This window comes from Fulvivirga sediminis (assembly GCF_016757215.1).
GTDB classification, from domain to species: Bacteria; Bacteroidota; Bacteroidia; order Cytophagales; family Cyclobacteriaceae; genus Fulvivirga; species Fulvivirga sediminis.
In genome coordinates this window covers 210,751-228,053 of record NZ_JAESIY010000003.1, presented here as the reverse complement: position 1 = coordinate 228,053, position 17,303 = coordinate 210,751, and the positions used below count along the sequence as shown (strand labels likewise).

Here is a 17,303-nt window from a genome sequence, read left to right as displayed (position 1 = left end):
TATATGTTAATTCAAATTTAAATTTCTCAACCACCAACGCTACCATTTATCATTCCCTTATGATGTAATTATGTGGAAGTTTTCGGTGGGTTAACAAACTTAAACGCCTACAATATGAAAATCAAAACCATTATTCGATTTGGAGTAATACTGCTATTAATGGCCGTACTCCAAGCACATGCACAAACGAGCTCTAGTGACTACCTAGAGGCTCAGCCTATTCCTGACCGAACTCTATATTATAGTGTATCTGATGCCGGGGAAAACAAACCCATTACCTGGGGGCTAGACCTAGCCTGGCTCAGTGAAGGTAATATAAGAAGAGGAATCGCTTTTATGGGCAAAGACCGCGTAGACGTGGTGAGATCATCCTTCACCCCTACCTCACCTCTTATAAACGGTGACTTGGCCCCTGAAGAAATGGATATTCTCAATCAAAGACTGAATATTATTGACCTACTCAGCCCTTCAACTCAGGTTGTGCTCAATAGTGATCACCCCAGGGTGGATGCCTGGTTTCAGGGTAATGCATCGCACTGGGCACAACTTATAGATGTTACCACTGCACATCATCAAAACAGGGGAAGAACAGTAATTACAGTATCGCCATTCAATGAACCAGACTATAGCGCCACAGGTCAGGGAACTATAGAGGATTTTTATAATGTAGCTGGCGAATTGAGGCAAAATTATCCGCGCTTTGATCAGATTCGTATCTCCGGTGGCAATACCCTCAATGCAGACCAGGCCCTTCCATGGTATAATTTCCTGAACGATAGGCTAGATGAAGGCAACACCCATCAACTAGCCGGCAGCTTTGACAGCTACGCTAACTTTTTCCAAACAGTGAGAGCCAATGGACACCATGCTACTAATGATGAACTACATAATGTAATGGAAGCCATGGTAGGTGTAGAATACGGCATGCAAACAGGTATCTGGTGGGGTACCGCCGAGCTAGCCAGAGGTGAGTTTGTAAAAGCCAGTGATGGCAAACGCCTGGCTTATGCCGAGCATAGGCCTAACTGGACAGCTGCTTCGGTATATAAAGCACCTGACGGTAAAATTCAAGCGTTTGGAGGCACCTCTGAACGACAAGCAGCCACTACTACTTATAGTTTCGTTTCAAAAGATAGAGATGTATACTATGACGGCTATGGCCCACAACGCGAATACACTATGGTAATGCCTGGTGGCAACGGATATCAGCAAGGTCAGACAAATGCAGAGCGAGTGGTGAACATTACCTGGGGAGATGACATTCAGCCCGCAATCAACGGCCAGTACATTTTGGTAAACAAAGCCAGCGGTCAGGTAATGGAAGTGGCGGGCGGCTCTACCGAAGCGGGGGCTAACCTACAGCAAGGTTCTTATAGTGGTAATGCTTACCAGAAGTGGAATGTAACACCTGTAGACTCACGAATAGGTGGAGATTTTAGCTATTTCACCATTACAGCCCTTCATAGTGGTAAGTCTCCAGACATTTTAAATTGGTCTCTAGACAATGGTGCCGATATTATTGTTTGGGATAATACCAAAGGAGGAAATCAACAATGGTATCTTGATTACGCTGGAGATGGGTGGTTTTACATCAGAAGTAGGCATAGTGCACAATGCATCACCACTGATGGCAGTAACATAGTACAATGGGAACCTACTAATTCTGAGAATCAGCAATGGCGTTTACTTCCATTAGACGCTGCCGTTGAGTTTAGCGCTCCTAGCAAACCACAAAACCTCAAAGCTAAGGCTAATGCGGCTTCTATTAAGCTGGATTGGACAGCCAATATTGTACAAGACCTGAGAGGCTATAATATCTATAGGGCAGAAAGCAACAATGGTCCATATAACACCATTGGGCGCAACGTTACTGCCAATTCTTTTGTGGATAATACTACCAGAAAGAATGTTAACTATTTTTATAAAATAAAAGCGACAGACAAGTCTCTTAATAGTTCCATATATTCCAACACGGTTTCTGCTACCATATCTAATGCAGAGGAGATGATTGCTCACTACTCCTTCGATGCCAACACACGAGACCACACTGTAAACCTTAACCACGCAGCGGCTTTCAGTAACACACCTTTTGTAGAAGGGAAAAAATCACAAGCTATTTCTTTAAATGGTTCAAATACCTTTCTTCAACTACCCTCCACCCTACCTCATCACGAGGAGATTTCCATAGCGACCTGGGTATATTGGAAAGGAGGAAATGCCTGGCAACGTATTTTTGATTTTGGAAATAGCGAACAGGAAAACATGTTCTTAACGCCTTCATCTGGCTCAGGACAGTTACGATTCGGCATAAAAAATGGAGGTGAAGAGCAGACTTTAAGTGCCGATGCACTACCTGTTAACCAATGGTCTCATGTAGTAATAACACTCAGTGAGGCAGGGGCTTCAATGTATGTAAACGGCCTATTGGTGGATGAATCCAGTTCAATTTCTATTACTCCATTAGACTTCAAGCCCGTGCGTAACTATATAGGCCGCAGTCAATATCCTGACCCTTTATTTAATGGTCTTATTGATGACTTCAGAGTGTATAATTACGAAATTTCAGTAAATGAAATCAATAATTTAAACAGCGCACAAAGTAATGTTAACCTTCCTGATACGTCAGATGAAGTCACCACCCGAATAGATGAAGTCACTGACAATAAAGTCAATATTTCACCAAACCCAACTAGTGATTTCTTAAACATTCACATGTCATCAGACATAAAAGAAATAGATGTGAGTGTATCTGATCTTTCTGGAAAGAAAATACTTAATACACAATCCATTGAATCGACACATTCACTTAACCTAACAGGCCTGGAGCCAGGTATGTATATAATTAGAATAAAAAGTAAAGGTGAAGTAATCAAAACTGAAAGAATTATAAAAAACTAATACATTTGATATACTAAATGATTTAAAAAGTAAAAATCCCATGAGTGAGATTCATGGGATTTTTACTTTTAATGCTTCTTCAGCCAGTCGAGCCTTCTTTGATCTGGAAGGTGTTTTACCTGAAAATTTTCAAACTTTGCTTTAAAGCCATCACCATCTGGGCTAGCTGCCATTAAACCTACTTTTACAGGCGTATTATCTTGCAGGTGTGCATTTCTCATCATCGCATAATCTTTATCATCATATGAATAGAAAATTTCCACAGCATCTAATCGTCTAATGGCTTTAATCCAAACGAATTTTGGCTTTTCTTTCAATTCAATTACACTCCAGTCACTGGTTTTGTGAGTTACTACGGTACTCAAATTAAACTTACCATCTACGTATTCAATACCAAACTTAATATAGTTTTCATGATCAACACGTAACATTAGCCCCATTTGATCGAAACGAGCTTTATATTCTCCCGTTATTTTCACCTTCACTTCAAATTCGCCCCCATAGGTGCCGTAGTAAAATGGCGCATCGTCTACAGTAAAACCATAATGAGAAATCCGCCAATAGTCACTTTGCGGTGTAACTGACATCAAAAGCGCATTATCTTTAATTTGCCATTCTTCTGGTTCATTAAACCATGTCATTTTTTCTAACCGTTGTGCCATCACATTTTGAAATAAGTTGGGGATCAAAGCAATCCCAAACATGAGCATTAGTTTTTTTATCATATTCATTATAGATCATAGTAAGGGAAAAAGCGTGCTAACAATTCTTATTAAAGCAATATTGAATAGTTACATGCCGTTAACCTTTATCATTATTAAAATTATACCTTAGCAAAACTAACTCGCCTCAAAAGCTAATTCAATAGTCATTAATAACCATAATGTGAATATAAAAGCCAAACTTGACAAAGCCTTGTTAGGTCAAACCTTTGAAAATACAGATGAAGATTCCCTCTGCTTAAGGTACCAGTCTATAGCAAAAATGTATGCTGAGGTTGAAAATGCTATCGCAGTACTTTCAGATTTGAAAACGAAAAAAAGTCTCATTTACTATGGTGGCATCAGTTCATTAATAACTAAAACAACTAACCACATAGAAAAGCAAATTCATTCTATTTGGGAAGATGAAATCTTAGATAAGTTACACCCAGAAGATTTAAAGAAAAAGCAGGCCTTAGAATACTATTTCATCTACTTTCTTAAAGATCTACCTACCACAGAATGGAAGAATTATTATACCGCTATTCACTTACGAATACGTAACAATTCAGGAGAATTTATAAAGCTATTGCATAGAATGTTTTATGCCACCGAAGGAGATAGTTTAAGGCTGGCATTATGCATTTATAACCTCTCTGGTAAAAGTTTAAACACGCTTATTCACGAAAAAGGTCTGATTATCAATTCCACCAATGGCAGCACACGCCCATACAATGATTTTAACTATGTTGATATACTTTCTGGCCGAGAAAAGGAAGTACTGCGGCTAATCGCCCAAGGTAAAATGAGTAAGGAAATTGCTGAATTATTAAACATCAGCCTCAATACTGTGAATAGACACCGCCAAAATATTTTACAAAAATTAAGGGTGAAAAATTCTATTGAAGCCTATAGAATGGCCAAAGTGTTGGAATTAATTGAATGATTAAACTAACACATTTTCAGAAGTGAACTGGGAGCAAATACCTGCCCACTAAAAAAGGCTGACGATATAGTTTCGTCAGCCTTTTTACCATTACCGTTTTATAACAACTTCATTGATAACGATAAGCTATCCAATAAGGCTATTTCAGCTGAAATGCACGAGAAATATTAAACCCAAAATGAATATCGCCATCAAAGAAATCATTGGTACTCTCCCCTACAAACCCTTTCTCTATCATAGAAGTAGCATTGGTAAATTGTAATTGAAACACATGTCCACCGGTTTCTATATCTACTCCTATAGCGAAAGCATTCTGAAATTGGTCACCCTTATCTCTCAATTGAGGGAAATATTCTGCATTAATAGCCAGACGATTGGTAAGCTTGAGTCTGCCACCTACACCTATAGCTAATACATCTCCCCTGGTTTCATTTGCCTCAATAAGGCCATATTGCACGAACGTTGGAGACACTTGTAATGATAATCGATCACTAAACTTTCTGGCTATCAGCATCTGGTAGGTAGAGGCTAGTTTATCGTCAAAAGTGACAGGAAAATCATCAGTTCTCTTCAGTGTCTTAATAGCCAATGAGCTAAACAAAACTACGCTTATAGGCATATTGACACTCCCTTTCTGCTGTTGCAATAGTTTATATTTCAAATAACCATCATAAGTTTTCTGATAAGAGCTTCTTCCTACTCCTATCATAAACCTGTCAAACACTGCATATTCGAGTGCAATTCTAATACTCGCCTGGTCTAGTCCCCAAAAGTTATAGGAGCCGGAGTTAAGCGTACCAAATCTATGAGAGATCATAAACTCCAGTGTTCCTTCTTTACGTGTTTCCACGCTATGACCATTAATAAGCCTGGTGCCTTTAAAGGTAGAAGTTACTATCTGCGGGCCTTCTGGTTGTTCTGCTTCAAGATCAGAAAGTAAATCATCCTGACTGTAGCCTTTCATTGCCATAAGGCATAATAAAATTAGGGTAAAGGTTAATTTCTTCATTAGTTAGTTTCTGTTTCAAAGGAAAATATAGCCGTGACCAATACTTCTTCAGCAATATTCTGAATCATCATTTTAGGTACTTTAACATCATAATCATCAATCTTTATCACAAACTGTGTTTTAGCCATTAGCTTATTGCCATTTTTGTAAAAGACTACATCAGGGCTCACTTTATTAGTTTTTCCATGGAGGCTTAATTCACCTTGTGATGATAATTTTAGAGAATCTTGTATGCTGTTTAAGTTTTCCTTTTTAAAGTTTTTTAACACGCCTTTATAAGTAGCCTTAGGAAACTTGTCAGATTCAATATAATTTTCATTAAAATGCTCTTCCATAAGTGATTTATCAAAATGGAAGCTTTTCATAAGCATAGTAACAGCCACATTACCATTAGAAAGATCCAATGCGGCTAATGCTTGTGAATTATCTGCCTCAATATTTTCAAGAGGTGCTTCAGAAAAAAACTTCACTTTACCATGCCTATCCATCAGGCGCTGGGCCTGCGTGGCAAAAGGCAATAAAATCAATAGCAGAAATATATGTTTCTTATTCATCCAATTCATTCTTTTATTTGTTTACAATCTTCAAGTACAACTTCCAGCAAATAGCCAGAGCAATTGCCGCTTATGGTTACCTTTTGACCTACTTTGAAAGAGGTACTATTATCTTTAAAAATACACCTCACAAGATCACTGCCGCTACCAAGAACTACACTTGGGTTTTCCCCTTCTTCAAAAGATTGAACCTCTCCTGATACTTCTATAATTTTACCCAGGTACTTCTGATTAGCACTATCTTCATTATTCAAATATTCAGTGGCTAACTCTGTGGCTGGCACCTTTATTTCTGCATCAGCTTCTCCAAAGTCTAAGGTCAGGCTGAGTACTATTGTCACTATACTAATTATCGCGATTACCATTACAATTTTTCCTATCTTCATGATTATCAATTATTTAATGCTCCACTAGATACCCAACAGGCAATTTCATCGATTTTATCGTCACTTAAGGGTCCACTTGGAGGCATATCCCCTGCCTTTGTAATGTTTCTCACCCTGGTAGCATTAGCAATAACACCCTCAGCTGTGCTTAAATTAGGTGACACACGACCTGAGTGACAGCCAACGCAGTTGCTTTTAATAATGGGCATAATATCATTAATCAATGATATGTCAGCAATAATGCTTACCTGCTGCTGAGATGAACATCCGTTATTATCAGTAACTGATATATCATAATTACCTACACCCAAGCCACTGAATTCGCCCGTGTCTGAAGTCTTTCCATCAGCCATTTTAAAAGTATAAGGAAGAGATCCTCCCGTAGCCGCTATGGTAATAGTACCTCCATCCTTACCACATGGTGTGTTTTCTGATTTTACAGATACAATATTCACCCCATCCTCATTGTCCACAGATACCTGTCCCTCTACGATACATCCCTTCGCATCCTGAACCTTAGCTGAGTAAACACCTGCTGACAATCCATTAAAATCGCCTGAATCCGATGATTTGTCATTGATGAAAAACTGGTACGGTAGTTCCCCACCAGTTCCTGTTATTTGTATCTCTCCAGAATCTTCCTGACAACCAGATTTTTTCACTGTGAAAGCCAGTTCCAGGTCACTACCTGTACAATCTACCTGCGGTGTAACCCGATCAGGAGTACACCCCAGCAGCAGGCCTGCTAATAATAAATTAATTGTTTTTTTCATAGTATATTAGGTTTAGGTTAATTTGATGTATCCTCATTTACAATAGGCCATACACCTGGTATAGGCACACTTACTCCCTTGGTATGTCCACGTTTTGTATCCGATCCAAAGTAGTAAAGAGGTTGACCTTTATAGCTCAGCTGACTCCTTCCAAAAACATCTATCACTTTAAAATCTGTGACATTTATAGATGAAGGGAGCACTAACAGCTCTGTGTTATAGATAGGCCAAATGCTATTGTTTCCAAAATCATCGGCAGTATAGTTATTTTTATCCTTATTGTCATTTATAAAGGCATATAAAGTACGTCCATTAGCATCGGTAAAAAATCTGGTAGTTCCCTCGCCTTCCTCATATTCTGAATTATAGTTTTTACCATCAATACCTACCAACTGACCAAAACCAATCATTAAATCATAGTCCTTAGCTACATACCACACCCCGTTTATTCCATCTCCATTAACTTCTCCTGCAGATTCTATTTTGCCATCGGCATTGGGAGCAAAATAATACAATGGCCAGCCTTTATAAGTTGTTTGCTTTCCACCACCAGCAAGGGTAATAGTCGCAAAATCATCTTTAGATAACGCCGTTTCCTGTGCAAGCTCAACCTTTTCTGTATAAAATACAGGCCATGCATTAAGGCAGCCACCTGTACATGTACTCGTACCATCTACATCACTAGAGAAAAGGTATAAGGCTCTTCCTTGCGCATCAGTAATAATACTTCCATGCTCTGAATTTTGAGAAATCATAATGGTGGGTCGCACGGTTGGTTGTGGTGCAGCTACCGTGTTGCTGTTCACTATTGGCCATACTCCTGGTGATGGCACGCTCACGCCTTTATTATCTCCACGGGCAGCATCCTGACCGAAGTAATATAATGGCCAGCCTTTGTAGGTAAGCTGCTTTTTATCGGCAACCTCAATTACAGCAAAATCATTGCTAGATAATACTGACGGAATAGCACCTAAACTGGCCTGCTCATAAATAGGCCAGGCGCTATTATTTGAAAAATCATCCGCTGTAAAGTTATTAGTGTTCTTTTCATCATTTTTGAAGGCGTACAAGGTCTTTCCTTCGGAATCTACAAAATAAACAGCCTCCTCATTTCCTTCTTTATAATCAGAAGTATAATTTTTCCCATCAGCTCCCACCAGCTGAGCGCTGACTATCATAATGCTGTAATCTGGCTTGGCCACAAACCAAACTCCCCCAACATTCTCACCCTTCGTTTCTCCGGGGTCTTCTATCCCTTCTGAAGGTGCATAATAGTATAAAGGCCATCCCTTATAGGTATTTTGTTTCTTTCCATCTGCTCGGGTAATCGTTCCGAAATCAGACTTACTAAGGCCACTGCCCACGGTAAGCTCTTCATCATAGAATGTGGGCCAGGCAGCAAGGCAACCGTTTTCACAAACACTAGCTCCTTTGGTATCTTTAGAAAAGAAGTACAAAGTAATGCCTTTATTATCTGTGAGAATGTTACCATAAGTTGAATTATCAGTAATAATCACTGATCCCTTAGCCACAGGCTTAGGGTTATCTTTGTTATCATCTGAGCAGGAAAAGAACATAGCAATTCCAATGCACCCCATGAGGAGCTTAAAAATTTTACAAGATTTCATTTTGATTAGTTTAAAATTCGGGAAATAGTGTTTTTAAAACTGCAATTTTCTTTTAATGGTTAACATAGCACCGGTACCGTACAAGGATACCTGTGCCCAACCTATTTTTTGCAAAGGCACCTGAACATAAGGTTCTACCTGTATAAAGGTCTGCCTTCCTAAGCTATATTGCGCAATAAGCGAAAGGTTAGCTATTGACCATTTTGCAGTTTCCTTTTCATCGGTCACCCATCTGGTAGCAGGTCCACTATATGGCTGATCAAACTCATAACAATAGTCCTGGTCCAAAAGAATATAATTACTAATGCCGGTAGAGGCACCAAAAGTCCACTTTCCTTTATTAAGAAAATTGTAGCTCAAGGTGATAGGTATATCAATTACCCTACATTTACCATTAATAGTAGATGGAATCACACCATCTGTTTGGTACTCCCAGTAGCCCTCCGGTGGGTTATAATCAGATCCCATGGCCGTGTATCTCTTTCGGTTATAATAAACACCTACGCGTAACGATGTTTTGGGAAGAAAATCCCAATCAAACCTCAGCCCTACCTTACCTGAAACCTGCTTACTACTGGTTAAACCAATGCTATTTAAATCTGGCGCCACAGAAAGGCCTACATACCATTCCTTCCATTGTATACCTGATTTTTCTTCTTTAATAATATCTTCTTCTATTATTTCTTGTTCTACTTTTTGAGGAGCAAATGACCAACGATATGGCACACTTAACAAACCATCTTTACCTTCAAGGTATTCCGGCTCCTGCTCAGTAATCATAGAAGAAACATCAATTTCATTTGATTCGCTATTATGGTCATTATCACTACCCATAGCAGAAGTATGCTGATTATTTGACTCGCTATCATACACATAACCGCCATTATAGTCAATTGTACTTTCAGCTTTATTGCCCATAATAGCCGCCGCTTTATTCTTATCTACCTCTTTCGTTTCTACATGTTCTGGTTTGTCATTCACCAGTAAGTCATCCTCTTTATGGCCGGCTTTCACGCCTGTCTCCTCAGGGTTCTTCATTCTGCTTTCACCTAAAGGTTTTTTCTCTGAAGAATTTCCCTCCTGTTTATCTAATAATGGATTCTCTTTTAATTCGTAAACAAAATGATGTACACCGGCTTCTTTCAAATCATTTCCTTGTTCCCGTTCTTCATTACTTGGATTATCAACGGTAGAGTTATTCTCTTCTGAAGCTAATGGTGGATTTACAATAGCTTCTTTAACCGGGCTTTGCCTTTGACTTCCACCATAGGCGGGTTGTTCTTTGCCTGCATTAGCCTCTGCAAGCTTATAGTTATAATTATCTATTTCTTTTGGCTCGGAAGCATATTCATCTGATGGGCTATCTTCAGGTCCTAACAAAGCAATCTGATCATTATCAGGAGTATTTCTTCTTTTCTTGTCACTAGCCTTAATACTGACCTGATCAAAGTCTTGGCTCTGATCCTCGGTCTGACTGATGATATTATCACTCCAAGTGGATCCATCATTTGGTGGCGCCTCTCCTAATACTTCTGATTTAATCACCTCCTCAAGTTGCTCTGCCTGAGATTCCAGCTCATTGTTATTATCTTCTTTTCCTGACCATGAATGTCCATACCAACCTAAAAGAAAGGCGATTAAGGCTACCACAGCCACCATTGTCAAGCCTCTTCTCCAGCCCATACCAGACCTTGGAGGCACACCTGCCGCCAAATCTTGCTCATCAAGCATTTTCTCCATTTTTGCCCAATCCTCTTCTATAAAAGAAGAATGTTCAACATCGAGATGCTTCTTAAAGAACTGTTCGATATGGTTATTTTCGTCACTCATCAATATTCTACTTCAAAATATTTTCTCAAAAGCTCCTGCAGTTTCTTCTTAGCTTTAAAGTAGTTAGATTTGGATGTCCCAGTGCTGATATTGAGCATTTCGGCTATCTCCTCATGTTTATATCCTTCAATAGCATGCAGGTTAAACACGGTTCTATAGGCCAACGGTAATTCTCTGATTAGGCCTAGTAACTCTTCATATGATAGCTGATCGAGCTGCGTTTCACTTATCAATTCTCTGATCCCCTCTTCTATCTCTTGCTGCTCCAGTTTAATTTGGTATTTCTTTATATGATCCAAAGTACTGTTAATCATAATTCTTCTCAACCAAGTCTTAAATGGCCTAGCATGGTCATAAGACTTTATGTAATTGAATACTTTTAAAAATCCGTCATTCATCATTTCTACAGCATCTTCTCTTGATTCCGCATATCTGAGACAAATACTCATGCAGTAGCCATGATACTCTTCATAGAGCATCTTCTGTGCTTCGCGCTTCTGCTTTATACAGCCTTTGATCAGCGAATCAATATGTTTACTATTTATCGACAATTTTCGGATTCCGAGATTTAACTACCTATACCTATGCTATTCAAAAAAAGGTTGCCTGACATATAGAAAAATTACAAAAAAAATTCTCCATATCTTTAAATCATACCAGAAAGAGAGTATAGGGGCTAAAATAAAACGATAAAAAACTTTCGCCCACTCCTGTTTATGGTAACACTGCCGGTTTATAAAAAAACAGGCATCAAAACGAGCGTAAACCAAATACCATACGCATTTAAATGTCAATGAAATGACTGGTTCTATTCATAATAAATAAAAGAGGCCATTCCTTCTAGAAATGGCCTCTTTGAAACTATCAATTTTTATAACCTATTGAAATATGCCTGGCACTATAGCCTTTCTACCTGATGGGTTTTCTATTTCAAAATTCAAGTTAGCATAGCTACTACCTTCAGAAAATATACTACCAAAGCCATTTTCTGCATTTGTTAGAACATCTCTAAACTCATCGTAACCTTCTACTAGAAAAAGGTCTGAAAAAGAATATTGCAATAAATTTAAAGTAGGCTTATACTCATTTAAAGACGCAGGAAAGGTAAGTAACGGGACTTTTTGATTGTCGCCAGAGGGAAGCACAAATAAGTTGTAACAATTTTCACCTAAAATTGCTAATCTCAAAAAATCATAATTACCTGAGGATGAATAAGTAACACCATCATCTTGTACCTCAATGTCAATCGAAGCATTTATCGTACGTGGCGTTATTCCCTCTACCCCATAACCTCTTTGATCAAAAGAAGAACCTTCAGTTCTGTAAAAAATACGAGTATAATAATTTGCAAAGGAGGTATTTGGATAGTGTAAAGTTACATTATCTCCATTATATGGATTGGCATAATATTCATCGATAGCAAATGATCTTTTAAATGAATCCGTTGAAGTATATCCGTAGATCGAATATTCCAATGATTTTATTTCTTCAGGAAATTCCACCATCACAGAAGAGAAATTATTATTTACCATGCTCAGATCTATGATATTGTCCCCTCCTGCAATCACTTCATCAAAGAGGTGATACTGTAATCTTTCCCCTTCAGATGAATACTTCACCACATATAAGGGGCTACTTTCCTCTGATAATTCTAAATCAAGGGTTTTATTTTCAGTAATACCACCTGTTTTGCGGCCAAAAGTGTACAAGTTATAATATTCACCCACATCCAAACTGGCGCCAGTTAGTTCTACACTGGCTCTCAATGGATCCTTGTCTACTACATCGGGATCATCTTCTAAGTCTCTACTAAGTTTCCAGCTAGTTCCTCTTTTTATTTGTGCAAAGGTGTAAATGATCATTATATCATCTCTCTTGGCCTCGCTTAAAAAGAAACTTTCTCCTTCAAAGGCCTCTGACTTTAAAGTGATGTTATCTCCATTGCCACATTCGATAGAGGTAATTAATGCACCATCGGCATCAGATAGAAAAATCACACTGGTTTTACCCTCTTCAAAGAAATCAGCCGGAACAGACGTGGTAATTAAAGTATTAAGCACGCTAACCGTAATTTCTTTAGAAGCAACATTTCCTTCTGAGTCAGTAGCTACGGATTTAAGTGTGTAGTTGCCATCTTTCTCTTCAAAAGTATTCCAGTCATAATTTAAACTAGCTCCGTTATTTTGAGCCACACTTTCATTATTAATAAACAATTCTACTTCTGCCATTTCACCATCGTCACTAGCTTCAATAGTCAGGGAAATAGTATTCCAAACGGTCTGACCATCGGTAAGCTCTTTAAAGATTATTGATGGGGCCGTACTATCCGTTGGTGGAGCTTGTGTTCCATCATCATCATCACATGATTGTAGAGCAAAGAGAGCAAAACCTAAAATCACAGCCTTGCTAGCCCAATTAAAAAAGATTGAAGACTTTAACATAAGTATTTGAGATTTAAATTGATTCTAAAAAAACAATAATAATACTTATGAAACAAGTTTAATTTATAGTGGGTAACCCTATGGAGAAAACGGAAATCGTTTTTGATACATTTATTAAGCTTACTTATCAGTGAAATTTTAAACATGCAACTGTTTTATCCTTACCAAAGGCACTTATTATATCAATCTAAAAATAGGTGGCAGCCTTAAGACATTTGAAGTGGTTATACTTTAAGCAAATGCTTATCATTAAAAAGACTTAGTATATCCACAAAAGTAGACTAAGTCTTATACTAATAATTGATAATATCCGTACCTTGAGGGGCTGAAACGACTCTTTATAAGCTTCAGCAATGGTTCTCAGTAGATCTTCTAAATTTCTATTTATTGGTATCATTTCATGGATAGTATTTATTTCTATACCATCATGCTATTGGTTCTATACATTGTTTTCGGTTGATAGTTTTGAAGATTTCAGAGCCGCTATTATTTCAGAATTTCAGGATGTTTATTTGGATAATCAGCTAGATGAATTCTTCATCTTTGAAGAACATTACTTATCCGTTTCTCATCAACTGCACATTATACTAGCTCTCTTTATATCATTAATAGCTCTAACCTGTGCTGGTATATATTACCTCTTCAAAAAGTCAGCACCCTTAACTTTTAAAGCACAGACCTTTTCCCAAAACCAACTCCTATTGCTCTATGCGCTGGGCATCGCTTGGGTTGGCTATAAAGCCTTTTTGTTTTTCCACTTCCCCCTGCATATAGATGAAGTGTTTGACTTTATTTACTATAGCAAGAAAAACTTAATGGTTAGGCACACTTATCAGTTTAATGATAACGTACAATGGCTAAACAACCATGTTTTATACACGGATTTATCTAGCCTCGCGCTAAATCTTGGAGCTGGTGATCAGTTAGCCATTCGTATTCCTTCCATATTGGGTGAATTCTGCTTACTGGCTATGATATTCCTTTGGTTTGCTAATCAAGGTTTTTCAAAAGCCTTTTTTATTACCACAGCAGTAGCACTTTCATTTTGGTCTGGTATCTATAGTATTCAAGGAAGATCCTACCATTTGCTGGCCGTCTTCTCTGTAGCTTCATATTTTTGTTTTGAAAGTTATCTAAAGGATAAAAACAGTCTTTACTTACTACTTGGCGCATGGGTAACCAGTATGGGCCTAGCCACTAATAAAATGTTTATAATTCATTGCTGTGCATTATTTATTTATGCCATTTTTCATATCAAATGCTTTACACATAAGGAAAAAGTTCTGCTTTTAAACTCTGTTTTATTAGCATCCATAATGACTCTTATTTTCTACTTCCCTGTATTGTTGGTAAGCGGATGGCGCAACATCATTTTACATTCATTAAGCACCGAATTGCTAGATTGGACTCTCATTCACATGGAAATACTCAAAAACATAAGTGTGATTACTAACGCCAATAACAAAGCCTACCTCTTGCTAATGTTGCCATTAGTTCTGTTCCTATTATTCAAAAGACACCTATCTTCCCCCACCACTCACCTCTTTTATTACTTTACGGTGCAGCTTATAATGCCTATTCTCTTTTCACTTATTATGCATACTTACATTCCTTTTAGGTCGCTGATTTACATGAATGTCACTTTTACCTTATTAACAGGAAGTATGATGTACGATTGGGCGAGCAGGCATCACTCATTTAAGCTACTTATTTTAACGATTATGATAGGCTTACTAGCCATCAACACTTGGCTTAACTTCAGCTATACATGGCTACATAGAATAAAAGGCTACGTTTATGACAAAGACTTTTACTATGCCTTAAACCAAGAATTAGAAATGGTAAATACGATTAACACCAAGCAGATTTGGATTGCAAGAGACCTTCACTTTCACTTATTCTACTCAAAGTTAAAGTTCCCGGAAGCCACCAAGAATATGGACTCCACTTACCAACCACAGGAGAATGATGTGGTTATTAGTGCTGACATACTGAATAATGCAGAGGTTCTCTATACTAGCCCTATTGAGGGCGCGATAATCCAAAAGTTAAAATAAAAAAAGGCCTTATTTTCTCACTGCTTGCAGCTCAGCCACTAAAGCTTGTAGGCTATTATCTTCATCTATATGTAGGTAATTTCCTCCTGACATCGCGGTTAGTGCTTCAAAGCGCTTTTCATCATAAATCTTATGACCAAAGCCAAAAACTGAAAGAAAAACTCCTTTTTCATAGCCTTTCTGCACCATCTTTTCCGTTTTGTCATCTATATGAAAATCGCCATCAGTAGCTATAATGATTCTGTTATTACCTTGGGTGATAAATTCCTTTTCAGCCAATTTATAAGCCTCTTTAAGCCCTTTCTGAGCATCAGTATTTCCTTTTGATATTAACGTTTCCATCTTTTTCATGGCCTTTTGATTACTGAAAGGCTCATTTTCAAAAATCACCTGAGCATCATCTGAATAAATCACTACAGAAACGCGGTCATACTCTCTCATATAGGGAGCTAATCTCATAATAGACTGCTTCAGCAAGGGCAGTTTCACAGGGTCGTTCATACTGCCAGAAACATCTAAAAGTAAAACCGTGTGCGTATAGGCAAAGCCTTCCATTGATACATTAATGGGTAAAGGATCTGCATCATTACTTAGATTAACACTTTCTGGCTCAGGAGCCTTTCTGGGGCCCGAAAAGTTATATAGCCCAATTTCCTTAACCAATCCTACCAAATATGCGGGCGGCTCTGTAAGATCAGAGCGTCCGCTAAGAGTCATGATTTTATTATAATCATCGATAGCATAATCAAATTCATTCACTACATAATAATAGGGTTGTGGAGCATATGGCATCAAAGGTTTATACGGATTATGAAATTCTCTCATAGCCCTTTGCATGTGGTGTATAAAGAGATCATAATACTGATGAGCATTGCTACCGTCGCTTCCTTTCACTCTTTTTATAGCTCCAAGGTTTTTCGTTTTATCAACTGCAAGATGCTCTAGTGCCTGGCTCAAATAAAGAGTATCTAGCGGTGACTCGTCGGAATAATATCCTTCTCTAGCATTATAGATATAGTTCCTAACGGAATCGATTACCACTTTCATCTCACCTGCCGTATCTTTCCATGCACTGTTTTTATCATCGGCCAAATATTGAGCGTATATATCAGCAGCCAGCTCTTCGAACCTCATGGTAAGAGCATAATATTCCTTATAGTTATGATCTATCTGCTCTAAATAACTATAAATGCTATCTAACCGTGCTACATTGGTGGCAGGTGGGTAATCCTTGGTTAAATCATTTAATATTAATTCTAACTGCAGCCTTTCGCCCAGCTTAGACCATATAGAGTTAAACAGCTTATCTACCTCTGCCCTATGGGCTTCTGGAATATCTGACAAGCCTACTATACCACGTTCCTTTTCTCTTTCTGGTAATTGCTTAAGGAGCGGAGTAAACTTGCTAACCCGTCCGCCTGAAAGGTACCTATCATTAACCCGAAGATTATAACTATTAAGCAATTCTCCATGTTTTCTTATTTTACCCGTAGTTACAGCCAAGATTCCTAAATAGCCATTTATAGCTGAGGCTATTTTTTCTTTAGTATTATTAGAACCACTGTTATGATTTTGAGCTTTAGTAATGAATGGAAAAGTAGTAGCTATGGCACATACAAAAGCCATTAATATAGTAAATCTATTATTCTTCGTAAGCATTTGATAATCAACTAAACTCAATCATACATTTTTTTATTAAAGACTGCAATTCTTCTCACCGCAAGTGCTGAACAAACCATTTGTCAAATGCCAACTTGATCAATGAAATCATTAGATGTGATGGCTTTGACATCAATAACTTTGCATAAGGCGGCAGAGCTACTAGCGAAAAGCAGGGCTACAGCAATGATGTTTAAAAAAGGAATTGGACTTTCCCCTAACCATGCTTATGGCGCTTGAAACATTCACAAACCTTTAACATAGGAATCATCAGACCAGCCTGGCGTTATTTTCATAATCTACAATTACCTATAGTCCATGGGATAAGATGACATCTATAGTCATTCATATCCTTATCTTTTTGATGTAATATTTCCAAACCTACAGTCAAAATAAAACATATAAAAATCTAATAAATCAC

Annotated in this window: 13 protein-coding genes; 3 read left to right on the top strand and 10 right to left on the bottom strand. The window is 38.0% G+C overall.

Translation table 11 applies throughout. The annotated features are described in order from the left end of the window. Window positions 1-114 precede the first annotated feature (114 nt). The gene (locus JL102_RS06815) at window positions 115-2,898 is read left to right on the top strand and encodes an RICIN domain-containing protein (protein WP_202243515.1); all 2,784 of its coding nucleotides are present in this window, start codon (window positions 115-117) and stop codon (window positions 2,896-2,898) included. A gap of 68 nt (window positions 2,899-2,966) precedes the next feature. On the opposite strand, the gene JL102_RS06810 is transcribed toward JL102_RS06815, so the two are convergent. Further along, a complete protein-coding gene (locus JL102_RS06810) occupies window positions 2,967-3,623 on the bottom strand; it encodes a DUF1349 domain-containing protein (protein WP_202243514.1) in 657 nt (218 codons plus the stop codon). Between the two features lie 160 nt (window positions 3,624-3,783). Here JL102_RS06810 and JL102_RS23975 point away from each other — a divergent pair, with 160 nt between their 5' ends. Next, window positions 3,784-4,545 (top strand): response regulator transcription factor, encoded by a 762-nt coding sequence (locus JL102_RS23975; RefSeq protein ID WP_202243513.1) that lies wholly within the window; start codon window positions 3,784-3,786, stop codon window positions 4,543-4,545. A gap of 139 nt (window positions 4,546-4,684) precedes the next feature. Here JL102_RS23975 and JL102_RS06800 read toward each other — a convergent pair whose 3' ends face one another. The 8 genes from JL102_RS06800 to JL102_RS06765 all read right to left on the bottom strand — a co-directional run bounded on the left by JL102_RS06800 (window position 4,685) and on the right by JL102_RS06765 (window position 13,166). Then, a complete protein-coding gene (locus JL102_RS06800) occupies window positions 4,685-5,509 on the bottom strand; it encodes a DUF5777 family beta-barrel protein (protein ID WP_237390455.1) in 825 nt (274 codons plus the stop codon). Between the two features lie 44 nt (window positions 5,510-5,553). After that, window positions 5,554-6,108 carry a YceI family protein gene (locus JL102_RS06795; RefSeq protein ID WP_202243511.1) on the bottom strand — a complete coding sequence of 185 codons (555 nt, stop codon included), beginning with the start codon at window positions 6,106-6,108 and terminating at the stop codon, window positions 5,554-5,556. Window positions 6,109-6,113: 5 nt separating this feature from the next. After that, a complete protein-coding gene (locus JL102_RS06790) occupies window positions 6,114-6,494 on the bottom strand; it encodes an OB-fold protein (RefSeq protein ID WP_202243510.1) in 381 nt (126 codons plus the stop codon). Between the two features lie 5 nt (window positions 6,495-6,499). Then, window positions 6,500-7,267: a c-type cytochrome gene (locus JL102_RS06785; protein ID WP_202243509.1), complete on the bottom strand. Its 768-nt coding sequence runs from the start codon at window positions 7,265-7,267 to the stop codon at window positions 6,500-6,502. Between the two features lie 17 nt (window positions 7,268-7,284). Further along, the gene (locus tag JL102_RS06780; RefSeq protein WP_202243508.1) at window positions 7,285-8,895 is read right to left on the bottom strand and encodes a hypothetical protein; all 1,611 of its coding nucleotides are present in this window, start codon (window positions 8,893-8,895) and stop codon (window positions 7,285-7,287) included. A gap of 33 nt (window positions 8,896-8,928) precedes the next feature. Further along, window positions 8,929-10,725, bottom strand: a complete 1,797-nt coding sequence (locus tag JL102_RS06775) for a hypothetical protein (protein WP_202243507.1) — start codon at window positions 10,723-10,725, stop codon at window positions 8,929-8,931. Further along, a complete protein-coding gene (locus JL102_RS06770) occupies window positions 10,725-11,276 on the bottom strand; it encodes an RNA polymerase sigma factor (protein ID WP_237390453.1) in 552 nt (183 codons plus the stop codon). Before JL102_RS06770 ends, JL102_RS06775 begins: the two co-directional genes overlap by 1 nt. 327 nt (window positions 11,277-11,603) lie before the next feature. Beyond that, entirely contained in the window at window positions 11,604-13,166 is a 1,563-nt protein-coding gene (locus JL102_RS06765; RefSeq protein ID WP_202243506.1) for an Ig-like domain-containing protein, read from the bottom strand. Window positions 13,167-13,519: 353 nt separating this feature from the next. Between JL102_RS06765 and JL102_RS06760 the strand changes: the two genes are divergently transcribed. Then, on the top strand, window positions 13,520-15,223 hold the full coding sequence (locus JL102_RS06760) for a hypothetical protein (RefSeq protein WP_202243505.1): 1,704 nt from the start codon (window positions 13,520-13,522) through the stop codon (window positions 15,221-15,223). 9 nt (window positions 15,224-15,232) lie between these two features. On the opposite strand, the gene JL102_RS06755 is transcribed toward JL102_RS06760, so the two are convergent. Continuing rightward, on the bottom strand, window positions 15,233-16,882 hold the full coding sequence (locus JL102_RS06755) for a vWA domain-containing protein (protein WP_202243504.1): 1,650 nt from the start codon (window positions 16,880-16,882) through the stop codon (window positions 15,233-15,235). Window positions 16,883-17,303 lie beyond the last annotated feature (421 nt).

What these genes read in the sequence shown, in the direction of transcription:
- JL102_RS06795 (WP_202243511.1), bottom strand. Translation starts at nt 6,108, where the DNA reads ATGAATAAGAAACATATATTTCTGCTATTGATTTTATTGCCTTTTGCC.
- JL102_RS06810 (WP_202243514.1), bottom strand. Translation starts at nt 3,623, where the DNA reads ATGATAAAAAAACTAATGCTCATGTTTGGGATTGCTTTGATCCCCAAC.
- JL102_RS06775 (WP_202243507.1), bottom strand. Translation starts at nt 10,725, where the DNA reads ATGAGTGACGAAAATAACCATATCGAACAGTTCTTTAAGAAGCATCTC.
- JL102_RS06760 (WP_202243505.1), top strand. Translation starts at nt 13,520, where the DNA reads ATGGTTCTCAGTAGATCTTCTAAATTTCTATTTATTGGTATCATTTCA.
- JL102_RS06790 (WP_202243510.1), bottom strand. Translation starts at nt 6,494, where the DNA reads ATGAAGATAGGAAAAATTGTAATGGTAATCGCGATAATTAGTATAGTG.
- JL102_RS06800 (WP_237390455.1), bottom strand. Translation starts at nt 5,509, where the DNA reads ATGAAAGGCTACAGTCAGGATGATTTACTTTCTGATCTTGAAGCAGAA.
- JL102_RS06765 (WP_202243506.1), bottom strand. Translation starts at nt 13,166, where the DNA reads ATGTTAAAGTCTTCAATCTTTTTTAATTGGGCTAGCAAGGCTGTGATT.
- JL102_RS06815 (WP_202243515.1), top strand. Translation starts at nt 115, where the DNA reads ATGAAAATCAAAACCATTATTCGATTTGGAGTAATACTGCTATTAATG.
- JL102_RS06785 (WP_202243509.1), bottom strand. Translation starts at nt 7,267, where the DNA reads ATGAAAAAAACAATTAATTTATTATTAGCAGGCCTGCTGCTGGGGTGT.
- JL102_RS06780 (WP_202243508.1), bottom strand. Translation starts at nt 8,895, where the DNA reads ATGAAATCTTGTAAAATTTTTAAGCTCCTCATGGGGTGCATTGGAATT.
- JL102_RS06755 (WP_202243504.1), bottom strand. Translation starts at nt 16,882, where the DNA reads ATGCTTACGAAGAATAATAGATTTACTATATTAATGGCTTTTGTATGT.